Genomic DNA, 21,857 nt, shown 5'->3' on the forward strand with positions numbered 1-21,857 from the left:
AGTGGTTGCCGTGGGCAGGCACCTCACCGGGTCTCGGCGTCGCTCGTCGCTGGCGCTCCTCCCTGCTCGACCAACGGCGTCGTTGGTTGAGGAGGTTGCGCAGCAACCGTCTCGAAACCCGGTGAGCCCGTGGCGTACGGCGAGTGGTTGCCGTGGGCAGGCACCTCACCGGGTCTCGGCGTCGCTCGTCGCTGGCGCTCCTCCCTGCTCGACCAACGGTGCTGCCGCGCGTCCGTTGGTTGAGGAGGTTGCGCAGCAACCGTCTCGAAACCCCCGCGACTCGACGGCCTGCGACGAGCGGGCAGCTCACGGGGTCTCGGCGTCGCTCGTCGCTGGCGCTCCTCCCTGCTCGACCAACGGCGCTGACGCGCGCCGTTGCTGCTGGCCGACAGCGGCTCGGCACGCCCGTGTGCCAGCGATTGCCGTCCATCGGGGGCCGCCTTCGGCGAGACTTGCCGACGAGACCGGCGGTGAGGTCTCACTAGGTTGAGGTCCCTCGCAGCGGGCGGGCCGGAGGAACAGAGGTGACGTGATGTCGATGTTCAGGTGGACCGTGGTCAAGCCCGGGCAGGGCGAGGCGGTGGCACCCGACGAGCGGCTCGACTGGGGACGCACCGCCGGGATCGGTGCCCAGCACGTCGTGGCGATGTTCGGCGCGACCTTCGTCTTCCCGCTCATCATGGGGCTCAACGCCAACCTCGCGATCATGATGAGCGGCATCGCGACGATCTGCTTCCTGCTGATCGTGCGCAACAAGGTGCCCAGCTACCTGGGCACCAGCGCCTCGTTCGTGGGCGGCGCGGCCGCGATCTACAACCAGGGCGGCGGCCCCTCCGACGTCACCGGCGCGATCCTCGTCTCCGGCGTGATCCTGGCGCTGGTCGGTCTGCTCATCCACGTGGCCGGCACCGGCGCGGTCAACGCCGTGCTGCCGCCGGTGGTCACCGGCGCCGTCGTGCTGCTCATCGGGTTCAACCTGGCCCCGGTCGCCACCTCGACCTACATGCCGGCCGACTACTGGATCGCCCTGCTGACGATGACCGCGGTGATCGTGATGGCCGTGGGGCTGCGCGGCTTCCTGGGGCGGATCGCGATCTTCCTCGGCCTGATCTTCGGGTACGTCGTCTCCTGGCTCGCCGACCTCACGCTCGGCCCGATCACCTCTGTCACCCCCGCTTCCCAGGGCGAGGCCGTCGAGCACGACCGCGTCGACTGGTCGCTGGTCTCCTCGGCCGACTGGTTCGGCTTCCCGCCCGAGACGACCTCCGACGCGGTCGGCTGGCACCTGCCCTCCTTCTCCATCACCTTCACGCTCCTGGTCATCCCCGCCGTCATCGCGCTGGTCGCCGAGAACGTCGGGCACGTCAAGGCCGTCGCCGAGATGACCGGGCGCGACCTCGACCCCGAGATGGGCCGCGCGGTCGGCGCCGACGGCGTCGCCACGGTGATCGCCACCTCGATCGGCGGCTCGCCGACCACGACGTACGCCGAGAACATCGGCGTGATGGCCACGACCCGGGTCTACTCCACGGCCGCCTACTACGTGGCCGCGGTGACCGCGATCCTGCTCGGCCTGGTCCCCAAGTTCGGGGCGATCGTCAACGCCACCCCCGCTGCCGTGCTGGGCGGCATCACCCTGGTGCTCTACGGGATGATCGGCCTGCTCGGCGCGAAGATCTGGAAGGAGAACGGGGTCGACTTCGGCAACCCGGTCAACCTCGTCCCTGTCGCGGCGGGCCTGGTGATGGGCATCGGCCTGGGCACCGACCAGTTCTTCCCGGTCACCGACGACTTCACCCTCGGCGGCATCGCCGCCGGCACCATCATCATCGTCGCGGGCTACCACCTGGCCCGGGCCATCGCCCCGCCCGAGCCCGACGGCACGATGCTCTCGGTCGGCACCGAGGGCGTGCACCACGACGGCCCCCAGGCCCACCCCGACCCCGAGGGCAGGCACCGCGGGTGAGCCCGACGTGAAGCCCGCCCCCGTCGGCTACGTGCGACCCAGCAGCCTCGAGGAGGCCTGCCGGGCGCTGGCGGACGACCCGGAGGCCAAGGTGCTGGCGGGCGGGCAGAGCCTGGTGCCGCTGCTGTCGATGCGGCTCGCCGCGCCCAGCAGCCTCGTCGACATCAACGCGCTCCCCGGGCTGGCCGAGGTCGAGGTGCTCGACGGGACCGACCGGACCGACGGGGGAGTGCGGGTCGGGGCGCTGGTGCGCCATGCCGACCTGCTCGCCCACGACGGCGCGGCCAGGGCTCAGCCACTGCTGCGGATGGCGCTGAGCCACGTCGCCCACGCCCCGATCCGCAACCGCGGCACCACCGTCGGCTCGCTGGTGCACGCCGACGCGGCGGCCGAGATGCCGGCGGTGCTGGCGCTGCTCGGCGGCTCCGTCGAGGTGCTCTCCACCCGGGGTGCCCGCACCGTGGCCGGCGCCGACCTCGTCGTCGGCCCGCTGGAGAGCTCGCTGGCCCACGACGAGATCGCCACCTCCGCGTGGTTCCCCGCGCTGGCTGCCGGCCAGGGCGCCGGGTTCGCCGAGATCTCGCGCCGCCAGGGCGACTACGCGCTGTGCGGCGTGGCAGCGCTGGTCCGCCTCGTCGACGGGTACGTCGTCGAGGCGCGCGCTGCGTACCTCGCGGTCGACGACACCCCCACCGTCGTCGACCTGCTGCCGGCGCTGGCCGACGGGACCGACGGGACCGACGGCGCGCACCTCGACGCCGCCGCCGACCTGGCGCTCTCCGCGCTCTCGCCGTGCGGCGACATCCACGCCACCGCGCAGTACCGTGCCCACCTCGCCCGGGTCCTGACCATCCGGGTCGTGCGGGAGGCCGTGCGGCACGCCGGCGACCGCGGGGAGGGGAGCGCGACATGAGCGAGGAGCTCCACGAGGTCCACCTCGTGGTCAACGGCACGACGTACGACGCGCGGGTGCCCGCCCGGCGCCTGCTCAGCGACGCGCTGCGCCACGACCTCGGGCTGACCGGCACCCACGTCGGCTGCGAGCACGGGGTGTGCGGCGCCTGCACCGTGCTGCTCGACGGGCGCCCGGTGCGGGCCTGCCTGCTGCTGGCGGTCACCGTCGACGGCCACGAGATCACCACCGTCGAGGGGCTCGCCGGCCCCGACGGCACCCTGAGCGCGGTGCAGGAGGGCTTCGCCCAGTGCCACGGCCTGCAGTGCGGCTTCTGCACGCCGGGCTTCCTGACCACGGTCACCGCGGGCCTGCGCGACAACCCCGACCCCTCCCACGAGGAGGCCCGCGAGATGGTCGCGGGCAACCTGTGCCGCTGCACGGGCTACCAGAACATCGTGCGCTCGGTGGAGCGCGCGGCCGAGCTGGCCCGGGAGCGGGCATGACGACGCGGCTGACGGGCACGCCGGTGCAGCGCACCGAGGACCGGCGCCTGCTCACCGGCACCGGTCGCTTCGTCGACGACGTGCTGGTCGGCCCGGGCACCCTGCACGCCGCCGTGCTGCGCAGCCCGCACGCCCACGCACGCATCGTCGACATCGACGTCGACGCCGTGCTCGACCTCGAGGGGGTGCACCTGGTCTGGACCCACGAGGACCTCGCGGCGCTGTCGGCGCCACTGGCCGACCCGCTGCCGCTGCTGATCCCGCACCCGGCGCTGACCCACGGACGCACCCAGCACGCGCTGGCCCGCGAGGAGGTCAACCACGTGGGCGAGGCGGTCGCGTTCGTGGTCGCCGACGACCGCTACGTCGCCGAGGACGCCGTCGAGCGGATCCGGGTGACCTGGGAGGTGCTGCCCCCGGTGGTCGGTCTCGAGCAGGCCCGCGCCGGTGAGCGGCTGGTGCACGACGACGTGCCCGGCAACGTCGGCGCCCGTCTCGAGCAGGGCACCGCCGACGCGCGGACGATGGCCGCCGCCCTCGACGCCGCGCCCCACCGGCTCAGCCTCGACCTCGAGGTCGAGCGCTCGGCGTGCACCCCGCTCGAGGGCCGCGGCACGGTCGCGCGCTGGGACCCCGACTCCGACCGGCTGCAGGTGTGGACCTCGACCCAGACCTCCACCGGCGTGCGGGCCGCGGTGGCCGCCAGGCTGGGCCTCGACCTGGGCCAGGTCGACGTGATCACCCCCGACGTCGGCGGCGGGTTCGGGGTCAAGATCAACCACCCGTGGCCCGAGGAGCTGCTGGTGCCGGCGGCCGCGCGTGCGCTGGGCCGGGTCGTGAAGTTCACCGAGGACCGCCGCGAGCACTTCGTGGCCTCCGCCCACGAGCGCGGCCAGCTCCAGCACGTCGAGGTCGGCTTCGACGACGACGGGCGGCTGCTGGCCCTCGACGTGGAGCTCTGGCACGACCACGGCGCCTACACGCCGTACGGGCTGATCGTGCCGATCATCACCAGCACCCAGCTGCTGGGGCCTTACAAGCCCGAGCTCTACCGGGTGGTCTTCGAGTCGCTCTACACCAACACCACGATGGTCACGCCCTACCGCGGCGCCGGGCGCCCGCAGGGCTGCTACGCGATGGAGCGCACCATGGACGCGATCGCCGCCCACCTGGGCCGCGACCGCACCGAGGTGCGCGCCGCCAACTTCATCCAGCCCGACGAGTTCCCCTACGACCAGGGCCTGGTCTTCCAGGACGGTCGTGAGCTCGAGTACGACTCCGGCGACTACCCGGCGCTGCTCGAGAAGGCCAAGGCGCTGGTGGGCTGGGACGACTTCGAGACCTTCCGGGCCGAGATGGCGACCCAGGGGCGCCGGGTCGGCATCGGCCTGGCCTGCTACGTCGAGGGCACCGGGGTGGGTCCCTACGAGGGCGCCCACGTGCACGTCGAGACCAGCGGCAAGGTCAAGGTCGCCACCGGCCTGACCACCCAGGGCCAGGGCCACCAGACCGTCTTCGCCCAGCTCGTCGCCGACGAGCTCGGCTGCCGCTTCGAGGACGTCGAGGTCGTCACCGGCGACACCCGCCGGATGCCGTACGCCGTGGGCACCTTCGCCTCGCGCGCCGCGGTGATGAGCGGCTCGGCGATCCACCTGGCCGCCAGGCGCACCAAGGAGAAGGCGCTGCGCATCGCCGCCGACGCGCTCGAGGCCGACGAGGCCGACCTCGAGATCGTCGAGGGCAGCGTGCGGGTCAAGGGCTCGCCCGGCTCGGCCATCGACCTCGGCACCGTCGCGGTGCTCTCCAACCCGCTGCGCTACGCCTTCGACGAGGCATCCAAGGCCGCCACCCAGTTCTCCGTCGGCGACCCCGGCCGGCCGCCGGTCGCCGAGGACGACGAGCCGGGCCTGGAGGGCAAGGACTTCTACAGCCCCGAGCGGGCCACCTTCGCCTCAGGCATCCACGCCGTGGTCGTCGAGACCGACCCCGACACCGCCGAGATCCGCGTGCTGACCTACGCCGTCGTGCACGACTGCGGCACGCTCATCAATCCCATGATCGTGGAGGGGCAGATCCACGGCGGCGTGGCCCAGGGGGTCGCGGGCGCGCTCTACGAGCGGATGGCCTACGACGAGTCGGGCCAGCTGCTCAACGCCTCCTTCATGGACTTCCTGATGCCCTACGTCACCGAGGTCCCCGACGGGATCGCGATCGACCACCAGGAGACCCCGAGCCCGCTCAACCCCCTGGGCATCAAGGGCGCCGGCGAGGCCGGGGTGATCCCCTCGGCCGCGGTCTTCGCGGCCGCGATCGAGGACGCCGAGGGCATCCCGGTCACCCGGATGCCGATGTCGCCCTCCGACCTCTTCGACCTCAGGAACGCCCACCAGCGACAGGAGCACCCCTCGTGAGGATCAGCGCAGAGCACCTGGTGGCGCAGCCGGTGGCGCGGGTGTGGGAGGCCCTGCTCGACCCGGTCGTGCTCGTGGGCACCATCCCGGGCTGCTCCCGCCTCGAGCGTCTCGCCGGCGCCGACGGCGAGCACGCCTACGCCATGACCGTCAACGCGGGCGTGGCCGCCATCAAGGGCACCTACGACGGCACCTGCACCCTGCGCGACCTCGTCGAGCACGAGTCGCTGACCATGCACCTGCAGGGCGCGGGCGCCCCGGGCACCGTGGACGCGCGGGTGGCGGTGCGCTTCGAGGACGCGGACGGCGGCACCCGGATCACCTACGACGCCGACGCCACCGTGGGCGGGATGGTCGGCGGGGTCGGCCAGCGGATGCTGACCTCGGTGTCGCGGCGGATGGCGGGGGAGTTCTTCGGCAACGTCGCGACCGCGCTGGCCGGCGGCCCCACCCCGGCCGCGGTCGCACCGAGCGTCGCCGGCGCCGCCGAGCGCGAGCAGCCGGGCACCGTCTACACGACCACCGGCCCGGGCCCGGACGCGTTCGCCGCGGGCAACGCCTTCTGGCAGGGCGTCGCGACCGGAGCCGGACTGGTGCTCCTGGGGGTGTTCGCGGGCGCACGCTGGACTCGTCGGCCATGATCAGGGGGTGAGCAGCCAGCAGCCCGCCCCCGACCTGGGCGTCCACTCCAGCGCCCGGGCGATGGCGGCGGCCGTGCGCAGCCGCCGGATCTCGGCCCGCGAGCTGCTCGAGCTGCACCTGGAGCGCATCGAGGAGCGCAACCCCGAGCTCAACGCGGTCGTCAACCTCGACGTCGGGCGGGCCCGGGCCGGGGCCGCCGCGGCCGACCAGCACCTGGCCCGCGGCGGGCCCCTGGGGCCGCTGCACGGGCTGCCCTTCGCCTTCAAGGACACCCACGCGGTGGCCGGCTGGCCGACCACCTACGGCTCCCGGCTCTTCGCCGACCACGTGCCCCAGCACGACGAGCTGCTCGTCGAGCGGGTGCGCCGCGCCGGCGTGGTGGTCGTCGGGCGCACCAACGTGCCGGAGTTCGCCGCCGGGTCGCACACCTTCAACCGGCTCTTCGGCACCACCCGCAACCCCCACGACCCCAGCCGCAGCGCCGGCGGCTCCAGCGGCGGGGCCGCGGCCGCGCTGGCCAGCGGCATGGTGCCGCTCGCCGACGGCTCCGACATGGGCGGCTCGCTGCGCAACCCCGCCTCGTTCTGCGGCGTCGTCGGGATGCGCCCCAGCCTGGGCCGGGTGCCCGAGTGGCCGCTGTACAACCAGTGGGAGACCACGTCGGTCGGGGGACCGCTGGCCCGCGACGTCGGCGACCTCGCCCTGCTGCTCTCGGTCATGGCCGGCCCCGACCCCCGTGCGCCGATGGCCCTGGGCGACCCGGGGCACCTCCTCGCGGCTCCGCTCGATCCCACCCCCCGCGCCCTGCACGGGCTGCGGGTGGCCTGGTCGCTCGACCTCGGCGGCGCCTTCGCCGTCGACGAGGAGGTCGCGGTCGTCACCGAGCAGGCCGGGCGGCTGATGGCGCGCCACGGCGCCCGGGTGCACGGCGCCCACCCCGACCTCGCCGAGGGCGACGACACCTTCCGCACCCTGCGCGCCTGGCACCTGCACGCCAAGCTCGGGCCGCTGCTCGCCGAGCACCCGGGCGAGCTCAAGGCCAGTCTCGCCGACAACATCCGGGCGGGCGCGCCGCTGAGCGGCACCGACGTGGCACGCGCCTACACCCAGCGCACCACCCTCGGCGAGCGGATGCGCCAGTTCTTCACCCAGCACGACCTGCTGGTGCTGCCGGTCTCGCAGGTGGCGCCGTTCCCCGCCGAGCAGGAGTACCCCACCCAGGTCGCCGGGCGACCGATGGGCTCCTACCTCGACTGGATGCGATCGGCCTACCTGGTCAGCGTCACCGGGTGCCCGGCGATCGCGGTGCCGGCCGGCCGCACGCCGGACGGCCTGCCCGTCGGGGTGCAGCTGGTGGGCCCGCACGGCAGCGACCGGCGCCTGCTCGAGGTCGCGGCCGCCTTCGAGGCGGCGGCCGCCTCCGAGGCCGGCGGACATGGCTGAGGACCCGCTCTTCGAGCTCGCCGGCCCGCTGCGAGCGGCGTACGCCGGCATCGACTGGGAGGCCACCGGTCTCGGCGAGCCCTGCACCTGGAGCCCGGCGCTGCGCAGCACCCTGGCCCTGGCCCTCGAGACCCGGTTCGCGATGGCGCTCTTCTGGGGCCCCGACCTGGTGCTGCTCTACAACGAGGCGTTCGTCCAGCTGATCGCCGACAAGCACCCCGCCGCGCTCGGCCGACGCACCCAGGACGTCTTCGCCGAGGCCTGGGACCAGATCGGGCCGATGATGCGCTCGGTCGTCGAGGACGCCGCCCCCACCTGGGTCGTCGACGCCGAGGTGCCGCTCCAGCGCTCGGGCTTCCTCGAGGAGTGCTACTTCACCTTCTCCTACTCTCCCGTGCGCGGCCCCGAGGGCCGGGTCGAGGGCGTCGTCGACATCGTCACCGAGACGACCCGCCAGGTCGTGGCCCGGCGCCGGCTGCAGGTGCTGACCCGCCTCGACCAGGCGCTGGCCGGGGTCTCGAGCGCCGCCGCGCTGGTCGACCTCGCGGTGCGCGAGCTGCGTGAGGACCCCGGCGACCTCCCCGAGGTCGTGGTCTGCAGCGGCGCGCTGGCCGACCCCGTGGTGCTCGAGAGCGTCGGTGGCCCCGGCCAGGGCACCCTGGCCCGGATCGCCCTGCCCGCGCCGGACCCCCGCGCGGCCCAGCACCACCTCCGGCTGCGGCTCAGCGACCGCCTGGCGCTCGACGGCGAGTACGTCGACTTCCTGCGCTCCCTGGCCGGGGCGCTGCAGCAGTCGCTCGAGCTGCTCGCCGCGCGCGAGAGCGACCGTCAGCTCTCCGAGGCGCTGCAGCGCAGCCTGCTGACCCGCCCCGCCCACGGACCCGCGCTGCAGGTCGCGGTGCGCTACCAGCCCGCCGCCGAGAAGGCCCGGGTCGGCGGCGACTGGTACGACGCCTACGTGCTGCCCGACGGCGCGCTCGCGGTGATGGTGGGCGACGTCGCCGGCCACGACCAGGACGCCGCGGCCGCCATGGGCCAGCTGCGCAACCTCACGCGCGGGGTGGCCTACAGCGCCCGGCTGGCGATGCCCGCCCGGGTGCTCAGCGACCTCGACCGGGCGATGGCCGGCCTCGGCGTCGACGAGGTCGCCACCGCCGTGCTGGCCGTGGTCGAGGACGGCGGCCCCGACGGCCAGCTGCTGCACTGGAGCAACGCCGGCCACCCGCCGCCGGTGCTGGTGACCGCCGAGGGGACGGCGCAGCTGCTGGAGGAGGTCCCCGACCTGCTCCTGGGGCTCGACCCCGACACCCCCCGTGCCGACCACCGGCTGCGGCTGCGCCCCGGCGACACCCTGCTGCTCTACACCGACGGCCTGGTCGAGCGCCGCGACGCCGGGCTCTCCGACGGCCTGGCCTGGCTGGTGGAGGCGGTGAGCGGCTGGGGCGGCGCCGACCCCGAGGACCTCTGCGACCACCTGCTCGACGCGGTGGGCGAGCACGAGGACGACCTGGTGCTGCTGGTGCTGCGGGCCCGCGCCTGACCGTCCGGCGGCGCGGTTGTCGTATGCTCGCCAACCGTCCGGGAGGCACCCCGGGCGCACCGTGAGGAGGCACACGATCACCGCACCCAGCGCCGCCCAGGCCACCGGCGAGGCACCCCACGGCACCGTCCCGATCGGGCTGGTCCTCGGTGGTGTGCAGAAGGCCGCCACCAGCACGCTCTACCGCGTCCTGGTCAGCCACCAGCACATCACCCGCGCCCCGCAGAAGGAGTGGCACTTCTTCGACGACGACTCCCTCGACTGGGAGCGCCCCGACTTCAGCGGCTACCAGGTCGCCGTCCGCTCGGCGCGCTCGAAGGCGACCATGGGCGTCGACGCGACCCCGTCGTACCTCTTCTGGCCCGGGGCGCTGGAGCGGATCCACGCCTGGAACCCCGACGTGCCGCTCATCTTCTGCTTCCGCGACCCGATCGAGCGCGCCTTCTCGCACTGGGTGATGAACTGGACGCGCCGGCTGCCCGCCGAGGAGCGGATCACCTTCGCCGAGTCGGTGCGCATCGACTTCGACCCCTCGTGGGTCGGCAGCCGCCCCGAGGGCTGGGACGCCAAGTCGCTGCGCACCCGCACCGTGGTCGCCCGCGGCTTCTACGGCGCCCAGCTCGCCCGCGTGCACTCGATCTTCCCCCGCGAGCAGGTGCACCTGGTCGACTTCCACCAGATGGTCCGGGCCCAGCACGACACCGCCGAGGACCTGGTGGCGCGCCTGGGGCTGCCGCCGTACAAGCAGCGCTTCGAGCCGCTGGCGCGCAGCGCCTCGCAGACCGACTTCGAGGCCGACGCGCCGACCGCCGACGACATCGCGGTGCTGCGCGACCGCTTCGCCGACGACCACCGCGCCTTCAGCGAGGCCTCGGGCCTCGACACCTCCGGGTGGACGACCAGCCGGCTGCTGGCCGACGAGATCACGCCCGGCGACGTCGCCGAGAAGCTCGGGCGCAAGGCCGGCCTCCTCTGACGCCGGATCGGCGGACCGGCCGGTAACCAGCACACTGACCACGTGCCCCCCTCCGCGCCGTCGTCCACCGAGCCCAGCGACCGGATGTACCGGGCCCTGCACGCGGTCGTGCCCCCGGTGGCCCGGGCGCTGTGGCGCCCGCACGTCGAGGGCCTCGAGCACGTGCCGGCCACCGGCGGGGTGCTGCTGGCCAGCAACCACCTCTCCTTCATCGACTCGGTGGTCATCCCCGTCGTGGTGCCGCGCAAGGTCGTCTTCCTGGCCAAGTCCGACTACTTCACCGGTTCCGGCCTGCGCGGGGCCGCGCAGCGCGCCTGGTTCGAGGGGCTGGGGATGCTGCCGGTCGACCGCGACGACCCGCGCGCCGCGATCGCCAGCCTCGACACCGCGCTCGAGGTGCTGGCGCGCGGCGAGGCCTTCGGCCTCTACCCCGAGGGCTCGCGCTCGCGCGACGGTCGGCTCTACCGCGGCCGCACCGGCGTCGGGCACCTCGCGCTGACCGCGGGCGTGCCCGTGGTGCCCGTCGGCCTGGTCGGCACCGACCGGCTCCAGCCCGTCGGCTCGAGCCTGCCCCGGCCGGTGCGGGTCACGGTGCGCTTCGGGCCGCCGGTGCGCGCCGGCGGCCGCTTCGAGGGCGTCCCGCTCGGGCGGGCCCGCCGCGAGCTGACCGACGAGGTGATGGCGGCCGTCGCGGCCCTGAGCGGCCAGGACGAGGCCGGCGTCTACAACGACCGGGCGCCCGGCGCCTGAGGGCGCAAGACCTGCCAACGCCCGCACCCCCGGTCGGCAGGTTCCGCCGTGGCCGGGGCGCGCGCGGCGCCGGTTGAATCGGCGCGTGACGCGGAGCATCCGGATCGGCATCGACACCGGTGGCACCTTCACCGACGTGGTCGCCTTCGACGAGGTGTCGGGGGAGGTGGTGACCACCAAGACCCCCTCGACCCCGGCCAACCCCGCCGACGGCTTCCTGGCGGGCATCGACAAGGTGCTGGCCCTGCTGGGCCGCGGCGCCGGCGACGTCGACGCGGTCAGCCACGGCACCACGGTGGCCACCAACCAGCTGCTCGAGGGCAAGGTCGAGCGGCTGGGGTTCATCACCACCGAGGGCTACGAGGCGATGCTCGAGATCGCCCGCCAGTCGGTGCCCGACGGCTACGGCAACTCCTACTTCTGGGTCAAGCCCGACCGCATCGTGCCGCGCGACCTGGTCAAGGGCGTCGGCGGGCGGCTCGACCACACCGGCGCCGAGGTCCGTCCCTTCGACGCCGAGGGCGCGCGCCGGGTCGCCCGGTGGTTCCGCGAGCGGGGCGTCGACACCCTCGCGGTCTGCTTCCTGCACTCCTACGCCGACCCCGCCCACGAGGAGGCGATGCGCGAGGTGCTCGCCGAGGAGCACCCCGACGCGGTCGTGTCGATCTCCAGCCAGGTGCTGCGCGAGTACCGCGAGTACGAGCGGGCGATGACGACCCTCGTCGACGCGGCGGTCAAGCCGCGCCTGTCGGCGTACGTCGCCAACATCACCGAGCGGCTGCGGGGCCTCGGGGGGTCCACGGGGGGCGGAGCCCCCCGGGCTCTGTCGTCGTCCGGGGGGTCCACGGGGGGCGGAGCCCCCCGTGCGTTTCCGTTCTACGTGATGAAGTCCAACGGCGGGGTGCTCTCGGCCGACGAGGTCGTGCACCAGCCGATCACCACCGTGCTGTCGGGGCCGGCCGCCGGTGCGCTCGGCGCCGCGATGATCGCCCAGGTCGCCGGTTTCGACCGGGTGCTGACCTCCGACGGCGGCGGCACCTCCACCGACGTCTCCGTCGTCATCGACGGCGAGCCGACCCTGACGACCGAGGGCTCGGTGGGCGCCTACCCCTCGAAGATCCCGATGATCGACGTCGTGACGGTCGGGGCCGGTGGCGGCTCGATCGCCTGGCTCTCGCCCGAGGGCACGCTCAAGGTCGGCCCGCAGTCGGCGGGCGCCGACCCGGGCCCGCTGTGCTACGGCCGGGGCGGGCGCGAGGTGACGATCACCGACGCCCACGTCGTGCTCGGCCGCATCCCGCCCCACCTCCTGGGCGGCGAGATCCCGCTCGACGTCGACGCGGCCCGGGCCGGCGTCGAGGCGCTGGCCGAGCTGCTCGGGCTCAGCCCCGAGGCCTGTGCGTGCGGGGTCCTGGAGATCTCGGCCTGGAACCAGGCCAACGCGCTGCGCCAGGTCACCGTCAAGCGCGGGCTCGACGTCCGCGACTTCACCCTCACCACGTTCGGCGGCTCCGGGTCGCTGCTGCTGTGCCGGCTGATGGACGTGCTGGGCATCGAGACGGTGCTGGTGCCGCCCGACCCCGGCAACGTCTCGGCCTTCGGGCTGCTCACCGTCGACGTCAAGAACGACTACGTGCAGACCCACGTGCGCCTGGCCGAGCAGCTGGCCGCGGGCGACGTGGCCCGGGTCCTCGACGACCTCACCGCCCGGGCCGCCCGGGCGCTGCGCGGCGAGGGCTTCGACGAGACCGAGCACTGCTTCGTGCGCACCGCCGACCTGCGCTACTTCGGCCAGGCCTTCGAGGTCCGGGTGCCGGTGCCCGACGGCCCGGTCGACGAGACGACCCTCGACGAGGTGGCCCGCGGCTTCCACGCCGAGCACCGCGCGCTCTACGGCTACGACTTCGCCGGCGACCCCACCCAGCAGGTCGAGTGGGTCAACCTGCGCGTCTCGGGCATCGGCCCGATCCGGCGCCCCGAGATCCGGCGGCACCCGGTGCCCGAGCCGCCACCGCCCGCCCCGGTCGCGTCGAGGCGGCGCCCGGTGTGCTTCGACGCGGCCGCGGCGTACGTCGACACCCCGGTGCACCAGCGCGCCGACCTGGCCCCGGGCACGGTCGTGACCGGGCCGGCCGTCCTGGAGGAGTTCGGGTCCACCGTGCCGCTGCACCCGGGCTTCAACGCCCGCGTCGACGAGCACCTCAACCTGGTCGTCACCCGGGAGGGGACCCGATGAGCCGCCGCGCACCCACCGACTTCCCCTTCGGCTTCCTCACCGCCGACCACGGGGCGAGCGCCGACCCGGTGCTCGTCGAGATCGTCCAGGGCACGCTGGCCAGCGTCGAGGCCGAGGTCGAGACCGCCATCGCCCGCACCAGCCGCAGCCCGATGATCCGCGACGCCCACGACTTCCGCGCCGGCATCCACGACCGGCTGCTGCGCAAGCTCACCGGGCGCTCCTACTCGGCGCTGGTGCACCCGGTGGCGCGCGACTTCCCGGTCGAGCAGATGCGCGAGGGCGACGTCTTCTTCCACAACGACGTCTACCGCTCCGAGGGCGGCATCGGGCACCTGCCCGACCTGTGCGTCACCGTTCCTGTGTTCAGCAGAGGACCCTCCGCGGATGCCTCTGGGGGGTCCACGGGGGGCGGAGCCCCCCGTGTGGTCGCGTTCGTGCAGGCCTTCGGCCACCACGACGACATCGGGGGAGCGGTGCCGGGCTCGATGCCCTCGGGCGCGACCAGCGTCTTCGAGGAGGGCCTGATGGTGCCGCCGATCAAGCTGTGGGACGCGGGGGTGCCCAACCGCGCGGCGCTGGCGATCATGACCCGCAACTCGCGGATGCCCGAGTCGCTGGCCGCCGACCTCGACGCCGAGTGCTCGGCCTGCCTGATGGGGGCCCGTCGGCTGGGCGAGCTGTTCGACCGCTACGGCGTCGAGGTCGTGGAGTCGGCCTTCGACGCGATCATCGACCGCACCACCACGACGTACCGCCGCGAGGTCCTGGGCCGGATCCCCGTCGGGTCGTGGACGTGGGAGGACTACGCCGAGCACGACGGCGTCGACGAGCCGCGGCTGCACACCCAGCGGATCACCCTGACCCGCACCCCCGCCGACGACCCCGACGGCGAGCGGCTGGTCATCGACTTCGACGGCACCGGCCCGCAGGCCCGGGGCCCGATCAACCACTGCGGCGACTACTCCGACGGCGTGTTCTTGAAGAAGTGGCTGGCCCCGGTGCTGCGCAACCTCGCCGCGACGCCCGAGCGGATGGCCGAGCTCGACGTCAACGAGGGCGTGGTGCCGCTCATCGAGATGCGCTTCCCCGAGCCGGGCACCCTGCTCACCCCGGTCTTCCCGGCCCCGACCAACGCCCGCACCTTCGTCATCCTGCGCCTGCTGGGCGTGCTCGCCGGGGCGGTGGCCAAGGCGGTGGACGGCCAGATGCCCGCCGACCAGGAGACGATCCGCTACACCGGCGTCTACGGCGACGACGCCGAGGGCCGTCCCTACCTGATGCGCGAGGTCCTGGGCGGCGGCTCGGGCGGGCGCCCGCACGGCGACGGCGAGGACACCATCCACGTCGTGCCCGACTCCCGCAACCTGCCCACCGAGTTCACCGAGGCCCGCTTCCCGTTCCTGGTCGAGCGGCTCTCGCTGGCCGTCGACAGCGGCGGCGCCGGGAGGTTCCGCGGCGGGCTGGGCTACGAGAAGCACGTGCGGATGCTGCGCGACGCGCACTTCATGTCGATCGCCGACCGCTCCATCCTCGCCTGCTGGGGGGTCCGCGGCGGGCTCGCGGGCGCGCCGTTCCAGGTCACCATCGACCCCGGGGGCCCGCACGAGCGCGAGGTCGACGCGCTGGCCGACGCCGAGCCGGTACGCGCCGGCGAGGTGATCCGCATCCGCACCACCGGTGGCGGCGGCTGGGGCGACCCGCTGGAGCGCGACCCGGCGCTGGTGGTGCGCGACGTGGTCTGGCGCAAGGTCTCGCCCGAGGCCGCGCTGGCGGCGTACGGCGTGGTGCTGGCCGGGTCGCTCGACGAGCCCGGTCACCGGCTGGGCCACGACGCGGACGCGACGCGGGCCGAGCGCGCCGCGCGCCCACCGCGGGGCCCGGCGTTCTTCGACCGGGGCCCCGGCTACGCCTCGCTCGCCGGCGGGGCCGCGCACGCCGACGTCGACCTGGTGGGGCCGCCAGCCGACCTGGGATGATCAGCCCTCCCTAGCGCACCGCCCGCCGATTGCGCAAGTAATCTCGTCGATTGCTGAGACAATGCATTAATTTTCTGTTTCCTCCCACCAGAGGCGGCGATCTTCGGCCAGGGTGACGGTCTGGGACGCCGATGGGTGGGGTCCCCCGTCAGAGAAATGAGCACATCTGTGAGGACAACACGCGCGCTGGTCGCCCCGCTGGGCCTGGCCCTCGCCGCCACCACCGCCCTGGCCGGCTCGGGCCTGCCTGCTGCGGCCGACCCCACGTCGGCGCCCCGCTTCGACCAGAGCAGCGGCCGTGGCCCCGCCAGCGCCACCCGGGTCGAGGAGCCGACCAAGGCGGAGATCGTCCAGCGCGCCGCCGAGACGGCCGTCGCCGGCGACCCGATCGAGATGCCGACCTCCTACCCCTACCAGCCCGCGCTGCGCCTCTACCGCGACAACCCCGACGACGCGGCGCACACCGCCGAGCTGATGGGCCACCCGGAGATCGCACCCAAGCTGATGGAGCTGATGGCGAGGAGCGACCGGGTCTCCGCCCAGGTGGTGGGCCAGTCCACCGAGGGCCGCGACCTCTACCTGGTGACCGTGACCGCCCCGGAGCGCGAGCAGGACACCGCCCAGCAGACCGCCTGGCGCGAGGCCATCAAGAACGACCCGGCCGCCGCGGCTGACGACGCCGAGCTCCTCGCGCAGTACAAGACCCCCGTGTGGATGAGCCACAACATCCACGGCAACGAGTGGGAGGGCACCGATGCTGCGATGCAGTACATCGAGTACCTGGCCACCGCGCCGATGTCGGAGGTCGGCAGCATCCTGCGCAACAACCGGCTCTACTTCTCCCCGTCGCTCAACCCCGACGGGCGCACCGGCGCCACCCGGGCGACCGCGCTGGGCCTGGACCCCAACCGCGACCTGATCACCAACCAGACCCCCGAGACGCGCTCGTTCATCCGCACCGCCCAGGCCGTCCAGGCGCTCTACGCCGCCGACTTCCACGGCTACACCCGGGTGCTGCAGATCGAGCCGGCCGGCCCGCCGCACGGCTCGAACTACGAGTTCGACCTGATCCTGCCGCACAACTACGCCATGGCGCTCAAGGTCGAGCAGGACGTCGTCGACGCGGCGATCCCCGGCAACACCTACCGCAACGTCGAGACCGGCGAGATCGTCACGGAGATCACCGACGAGGCGACCGCCCACATCAAGATCCCCTACCGCGACACCCCGTCCGGGTGGGACGACTTCCCGCCCATCTTCACCGCCCAGTACGCCGCGTTCTACGGCGCGGCGACGACCACGGTCGAGCTGCCCCTGACGCGGGGAGCCAGCGGTGGTCGCCAGACCCCCGAGCGTGCGGCGGTCAACACCGCGGTCGCCGTGCAGACCCTGGAGAGCATGGTCGACTACCTCAACGACCCCACTACGGCCCGCGAGATGCTCGAGAACCAGATCGAGACCTTCCGCCGCGGCGTGGCCGGCGAGCCCAAGGTGTCGCTGACCGGCGAGAACATCGCCGAGGTGCCCGGCCCCGAGCAGTGGAAGGACCTCTGGGACATCGCCGACGACCAGGAGCCGGTGACCCTGCCGCGCGCCTACGTGATCCCGGTCGGCGAGGGCCAGCGCTCCACGAGCGACGCGACCTCGCTGGTCGAGCAGCTGCTGCTGCACGAGATCGAGGTCGGCACCCTCGACGCCGACACCACGATCGGTGGCACGACCTACCCCGCCGGCTCCTACGTGGTCGACATGCACCAGCCGCTGCGCGGGCTGGCCAACAGCCTGCTCGACCTCGGCGACGACATCTCCAGCAAGCTGCCGACGATGTACGACGTCTCCGCGTGGAGCTACGCCTACCTCTGGGGCGCCGACGTCGACAAGGTCGGCCTGACCAGCGACGCGCCCCTGGGTGCCACCACCCCGGTCAGCGCCCCCACGGACGTCGCCTCCGTGCCCTCGACGCCGAGCCACACCACCTTCGACGTCGCCGGTGTCGTGGACTTCCAGGCGCTGAACTCGCTGCTCGAGGACAGCGTGCCGGTCTCGATGCTGGCCGACGGCTCGGTCGTCGTCGGTGTCGACGACTTCGACGCCGCCGCCGACGTGGCCCGCGAGCACGGCATCGTCCTCGAGGCCGCCACCCCGGCCGACCTCGACGCCCTCGACGACGAGACCACCGCCGCGCTCAGCGACCTGACCATCGGCTACGTCGGCTCCCAGGACGACCGGCTCTCGCTGACCGAGCTCGGCTTCGACGACCTCGTGCAGCTCTCCTCGAGCACGCTCGAGGCCGACCCGTCGCTGATGGACGACGTCGACGTGCTGTGGGTGGCCTCCACCTTCAACCCCGCGGCCGGCTCGGCAGCCAGGGCGGCGGTGCAGTCCTTCGTCGACGAGGGTGGTGCGCTGCTCGGGCGCACCAACCGCGGCTTCGAGGCGGCTGTCTCCTTCGGCCTGCTCAGCGGCACGCTCGTGTCTGGCAACGGATCCGGCAACGGCATCGTGGCCGTCGACACCCCCGACGGCTCGGTGCTGGCGCCCTACGCCCAGGACCACGCCTTCATCTACCCGGCCTACTCCTTCACCGGTCTCGGTGAGGGCGTCACCGTCGAGCAGGCCTACGACGCCGAGCAGCCGTTCCTGGCCGGCCACTGGCGCGCCACCAACGCGACCAACGGCCCCGAGTCCGCGGCCGGCAACGCCTCGGTGGTCTCCTCCGAGAACGCCGAGACGGGCGCCAAGTCGCTGGTCTTCGGCACCTCGGTCTTCTTCCGCACCCACCCCAAGGGCGGCCTCAGCCAGGCCGCCCGGGCACTGATGTGGGCCGCCCCGGCCGGTGAGGCGGTCGAGGCCCCCGAGGCGGTCCGGCCCGACTCGGTGACCACGCTCGAGGCGGAGGCCAAGAACAAGCGCAAGGCGGTCGTGACCGTCGGCGTCGAGATCGACGGGGCCCCCGGCACCGGCACCGTGGTCGTCAAGGACAGGGGCGAGCGCGTCGACGTGCTCACCCTCGAGCCCGGCGACGACGGCACCGTCACGGTGACCCTGAAGCTCGGCACGGGACGCCACAAGCTGAAGGCCGTGCGCAAGGGCGACGACGTCGCCAAGCGCAGCGTCTCGGCCCCCGTGGTGCTGCGCCTGGGCTGAGCCCCGAGCACCAGATGACGACGGACCCGCTTGGCAACTCCTGCCAGGCGGGTCCGTCCATCGTGGTGGCAACGCACGGTGCCCGCCCCGGGCGTCGTCCCTAGGGTCGGGGCATGAGGGTCCTGGTCGCGCTCGGCGGCAACGCGATGACCGGGCCCGACGGCTCGGCGCGACCCGGCGACCAGATCGCCGCCGCCCGGGGGGCCGCCGCCGCCGTGGCCGCCCTGGTCGCCGCGGGCCACCAGGTGCTGCTCACCCACGGCAACGGCCCCCAGGTCGGCAACCTGCTGGTCAAGAACGAGCTGGCGGCGAGCGTGGTGCCGCCGGTGCCGCTCGACTGGTGCGGCGCGCAGACCCAGGCCACGCTCGGCTTCGTGCTCGTGAACGCCCTCGAGGCGGCCCTGGCCGAGCACGGCCTCTCCACCCCGACGGCAGCCCTGGTCACCCGCACCCTGGTCGAGCGCGACGACCCCTGCTGGGCGCGGCCCACCAAGCCCATCGGCCGCTTCCTTCCCGAGACCGACGCCCGGGTGCTCGTCGAGCACGGCGAGACCTGGGAGCCCCGCGGCGAGCGCGGGTGGCGCCGGGTGGTCGCCTCGCCCGAGCCGGTGCAGGTCCTCGACGCGCCGGCGGCCGCCGCCCTCGCGGCCGCGGGGTACGTCGTCGTGGTCGCCGGCGGCGGGGGAGTGCCGGTGGTGCGGGAGGCCGACGGCAGCCTGCGCGGCGTCGAGGCCGTCGTCGACAAGGACCTGGCCGCAGCCGTGCTGGCCCGGGCCCTGGGCGCCGACGTGCTCGTCATCGGCACCGACGTGCCCGCCGCGGTGCTCGGCTTCGAGGGCCCCGACCCGCGCCCGCTGGGACGGGTCGACACCCGGGCGCTGCGCGCCCACGCCGCCGAGGGCCACTTCGCCAGCGGCTCGATGGGCCCCAAGGTCGAGGCCGCCTGCCGCTTCGTCGAGGCCGGGGGCCGGCACGCCGCGATCACCGACCTCGCCCACCTCGTGCCCGCCGCCGAGGGCGGCGCCGGCACCGTCGTCGTACCCACCCGTCCCTGAGAGGAACCGCCATGCCGCACGCCATCGAGGTCCGCAAGGTCCCGATCCACTCCGTCGCCGACGCCAGCGAGCTGGAGAGGCTGCTCGACGAGGGGGTGCTCGAGGCCTCGCGCGTCGTCGCGATCATCGGCAAGACCGAGGGCAACGGCGGCGTCAACGACTACACCCGCATCATCGCCGACCGTGCCTTCCGCGAGGTGCTGGTCGCGCGCGGCGCCGCGCCCGAGGCCGTCGCCCAGGTGCCGATCGTGTGGTCCGGCGGCACCGACGGCGTGATCAGCCCGCACGCGACGATCTTCGCGACCCTTCCGGAGGGGGCCGTCGAGCCGCCCCGGGACCCCGAGGAGAAGCGGCTGACGGTCGGCTTCGCCATGAGCGAGGTGCTGGCCCCCGAGGAGATCGGCCGGGCCGGGATGGTCACCAAGGTCGCCGACGCGGTGCGGGTGGCGATGGAGCGGGCCGGCATCAGCGACCCCGCCGACGTGCACTACGTGCAGACCAAGACCCCGCTGCTGACGCTGAGCACCATCGCCGACGCCAAGGCGCGCGGCCACGACGTGTTCACCGAGGACACGCTCTACTCGATGGACGTCTCCAACGGCGGCACCGCGCTGGGCGTCGCCGTGGCCCTCGGAGAGATCGAGATGCCCGCCGACGAGCAGGTGCTCAAGGACCGCTCGCTCTACTCCTCGGTGGCCTCCTGCTCCTCGGGCGTCGAGCTCGACCGCGCCCAGGTGGTGGTGGTCGGCAACGCGGCCGGGGTCGGTGGCCGCTACCGCATCGGCCACTCGGTGATGCGCGACGCCCTCGACGCCGACGGGCTGTGGGAGGCGATCCGCGACGCCGGGCTCGACCTGCCCGAGCGCCCGCACCACAGCGACCTCGACGGCCGCCTGGTCAACCTGTTCCTCAAGTGCGAGGCGTCGCAGGACGGCACCGTGCGCGGTCGGCGCAACGCGATGCTCGACGACTCCGACGTGCACTGGCACCGCCAGATCAAGGCCGCCGTGGGTGGGGTCACCGCCGCCGTCACCGGCGACCCGGCCGTCTTCGTCTCCGTCTCCGCCGCCCACCAGGGTCCCGACGGCGGCGGGCCCGTCGCGGCGATCGTCGACCTGGGCTGAGCCGCGATCAGGAGTCGAGCCAGGCCTTGACGGCCTCGGTGTGCTCGCCGAGCCGTGGCGGGGGCAGGTGCGTGGAGCGTCCGCCCGAGTGGGCGGCGTCGTCGAAGCGCAGCGGCGACCCCGGCAGCCGGAGGCGGCCCAGGGTGGGGTGCTCGACGTCGAGCAGCAGGCCCTGCGAGCGGGTCTGCTCCCAGGAGTAGACGTCGTCGAGGGTGCGCACCTTGCCGCTGGGCACCCCGGCGGTGGCCAGCACCTCGAGCCAGTGCTCGGCGGGGTCGGTCGCGAAGTGCGCCTCGAGCAGGCCGGTCAGCGCGTCGCGGTGCGCCACCCGGTCGGCGTTGGTGGCGAAGCGGGGGTCGGTGGCGTCGAGGTCGAGCGCCGCGCAGAGGGCACGCCAGAGCCCCTCGGAGCCGCAGGCGATCTGGATCGCCGCGGTGCCGGTCTCGAAGAGCCCGTAGGGCGAGATCGAGGGGTGGTGGGCACCGGCCGGTCCCGGCACCTCGCCGGCCACGGTCCAGCGGGTGCCCTGGAAGGCGTGCACCCCCACCATGCCGGCCAGCAGCGAGGTGCGCACGACCCGTCCGCGACCGGTGCGCTCGCGCTCGTGCAGCGCGGCCAGCACGCCGAAGGCGCCGTTCATGCCGGCGACCAGGTCGGCGATCGGCACCCCGACCTTGGTGGGGGTCCCGCTGCCGGTCAGCGACATCAGCCCGCCCTCGCCCTGCGCGATCTGGTCGTAGCCGGCGCGCTGCGCCTCGGGGCCGTCGTGGCCGAAGCCGGTGATCGAGAGCACCACCAGGCGCGGGTTGAGCGCGTGCAGTCGCTCGGTGCCGAAGCCCAGGCGCTCCAGCACCCCGCCCCGGTAGTTCTCCATCAGCACGTCGGCCCGCTCGACCAGGCGGGCCAGCACCTGCGAGTCCGCGGGGTCCTTGAGGTCGAGGACCACCGACTCCTTGTTGCGGTTGGCGGAGAGGAAGTACGTCGACTCGCGCGCCTCGTCGGGTCCCACGAACGGCGGTCCCCAGGCGCGGGTGTCGTCGCCGGCGGGCGGCTCGACCTTGATCACCCGGGCACCCTGGTCGGCCAGCATCATCGCCGCGTGCGGCCCGGCCAGCGCGCGGGTCAGGTCGATCACGATCACGTCGCTCAGGGGGCCGTCCATGCGCCGAGCCTGCCACGCCGGGCCGGGC

The 21,857-nt window shown here is 73.9% G+C and carries 15 protein-coding genes; 14 read left to right on the plus strand and 1 reads right to left on the minus strand.

Going from position 1 to position 21,857, the window contains the following annotated elements:
* Positions 1–532: 532 nt before the first annotated feature.
* The 14 genes from ABKW28_RS08595 to ABKW28_RS08660 all read left to right on the plus strand — a co-directional run bounded on the left by ABKW28_RS08595 (position 533) and on the right by ABKW28_RS08660 (position 20,667).
* A complete protein-coding gene (locus tag ABKW28_RS08595) occupies positions 533–1,966 on the plus strand; it encodes a solute carrier family 23 protein (protein ID WP_348608282.1) in 1,434 nt (477 codons plus the stop codon).
* Positions 1,967–1,973: 7 nt separating this feature from the next.
* Positions 1,974–2,879 carry an FAD binding domain-containing protein gene (locus ABKW28_RS08600; RefSeq protein ID WP_348608285.1) on the plus strand — a complete coding sequence of 302 codons (906 nt, stop codon included), beginning with the start codon at positions 1,974–1,976 and terminating at the stop codon, positions 2,877–2,879.
* A complete protein-coding gene (locus ABKW28_RS08605; RefSeq protein ID WP_348608288.1) occupies positions 2,876–3,364 on the plus strand; it encodes a (2Fe-2S)-binding protein in 489 nt (162 codons plus the stop codon). Before ABKW28_RS08600 ends, ABKW28_RS08605 begins: the two co-directional genes overlap by 4 nt.
* A complete protein-coding gene (gene cutA, locus ABKW28_RS08610; RefSeq protein WP_348608291.1) occupies positions 3,361–5,775 on the plus strand; it encodes an aerobic carbon-monoxide dehydrogenase large subunit in 2,415 nt (804 codons plus the stop codon). Before ABKW28_RS08605 ends, cutA begins: the two co-directional genes overlap by 4 nt.
* Positions 5,772–6,416, plus strand: a complete 645-nt coding sequence (locus ABKW28_RS08615; protein WP_193667234.1) for a carbon monoxide dehydrogenase subunit G — start codon at positions 5,772–5,774, stop codon at positions 6,414–6,416. Before cutA ends, ABKW28_RS08615 begins: the two co-directional genes overlap by 4 nt.
* Before the next feature lie 7 nt (positions 6,417–6,423).
* On the plus strand, positions 6,424–7,860 hold the full coding sequence (locus ABKW28_RS08620; protein ID WP_348608294.1) for an amidase: 1,437 nt from the start codon (positions 6,424–6,426) through the stop codon (positions 7,858–7,860).
* Positions 7,853–9,400, plus strand: a complete 1,548-nt coding sequence (locus ABKW28_RS08625) for a SpoIIE family protein phosphatase (RefSeq protein WP_348608297.1) — start codon at positions 7,853–7,855, stop codon at positions 9,398–9,400. Before ABKW28_RS08620 ends, ABKW28_RS08625 begins: the two co-directional genes overlap by 8 nt.
* Positions 9,401–9,461: 61 nt before the next feature.
* Positions 9,462–10,376 (plus strand): sulfotransferase, encoded by a 915-nt coding sequence (locus tag ABKW28_RS08630; protein WP_348608303.1) that lies wholly within the window; start codon positions 9,462–9,464, stop codon positions 10,374–10,376.
* A gap of 42 nt (positions 10,377–10,418) precedes the next feature.
* On the plus strand, positions 10,419–11,126 hold the full coding sequence (locus tag ABKW28_RS08635) for a lysophospholipid acyltransferase family protein (RefSeq protein WP_307823064.1): 708 nt from the start codon (positions 10,419–10,421) through the stop codon (positions 11,124–11,126).
* An 85-nt stretch (positions 11,127–11,211) separates the two neighbouring features.
* Positions 11,212–13,362: a hydantoinase/oxoprolinase family protein gene (locus ABKW28_RS08640; protein WP_348608306.1), complete on the plus strand. Its 2,151-nt coding sequence runs from the start codon at positions 11,212–11,214 to the stop codon at positions 13,360–13,362.
* Entirely contained in the window at positions 13,359–15,341 is a 1,983-nt protein-coding gene (locus tag ABKW28_RS08645; protein ID WP_348608314.1) for a hydantoinase B/oxoprolinase family protein, read from the plus strand. The genes ABKW28_RS08640 and ABKW28_RS08645 overlap by 4 nt, the downstream gene beginning before the upstream one ends.
* Before the next feature lie 168 nt (positions 15,342–15,509).
* Positions 15,510–18,488: a M14 family zinc carboxypeptidase gene (locus ABKW28_RS08650; RefSeq protein ID WP_348608317.1), complete on the plus strand. Its 2,979-nt coding sequence runs from the start codon at positions 15,510–15,512 to the stop codon at positions 18,486–18,488.
* A 113-nt stretch (positions 18,489–18,601) separates the two neighbouring features.
* Positions 18,602–19,543, plus strand: a complete 942-nt coding sequence (locus tag ABKW28_RS08655; RefSeq protein ID WP_348608320.1) for a carbamate kinase — start codon at positions 18,602–18,604, stop codon at positions 19,541–19,543.
* 11 nt (positions 19,544–19,554) lie between these two features.
* Positions 19,555–20,667 carry a ring-opening amidohydrolase gene (locus ABKW28_RS08660; protein WP_348608323.1) on the plus strand — a complete coding sequence of 371 codons (1,113 nt, stop codon included), beginning with the start codon at positions 19,555–19,557 and terminating at the stop codon, positions 20,665–20,667.
* Positions 20,668–20,674: 7 nt separating this feature from the next.
* Here the strand turns inward: ABKW28_RS08660 and ABKW28_RS08665 are convergent, their stop codons facing one another.
* Complete coding sequence (locus ABKW28_RS08665; RefSeq protein ID WP_348608326.1) at positions 20,675–21,829, minus strand: CoA transferase; 1,155 nt, start codon at positions 21,827–21,829, stop codon at positions 20,675–20,677.
* Positions 21,830–21,857 lie beyond the last annotated feature (28 nt).

It is taken from the genome of Nocardioides sp. 31GB23 (assembly GCF_040012395.1).
Classification (GTDB): domain Bacteria; phylum Actinomycetota; class Actinomycetes; order Propionibacteriales; family Nocardioidaceae; genus Nocardioides; species Nocardioides salarius.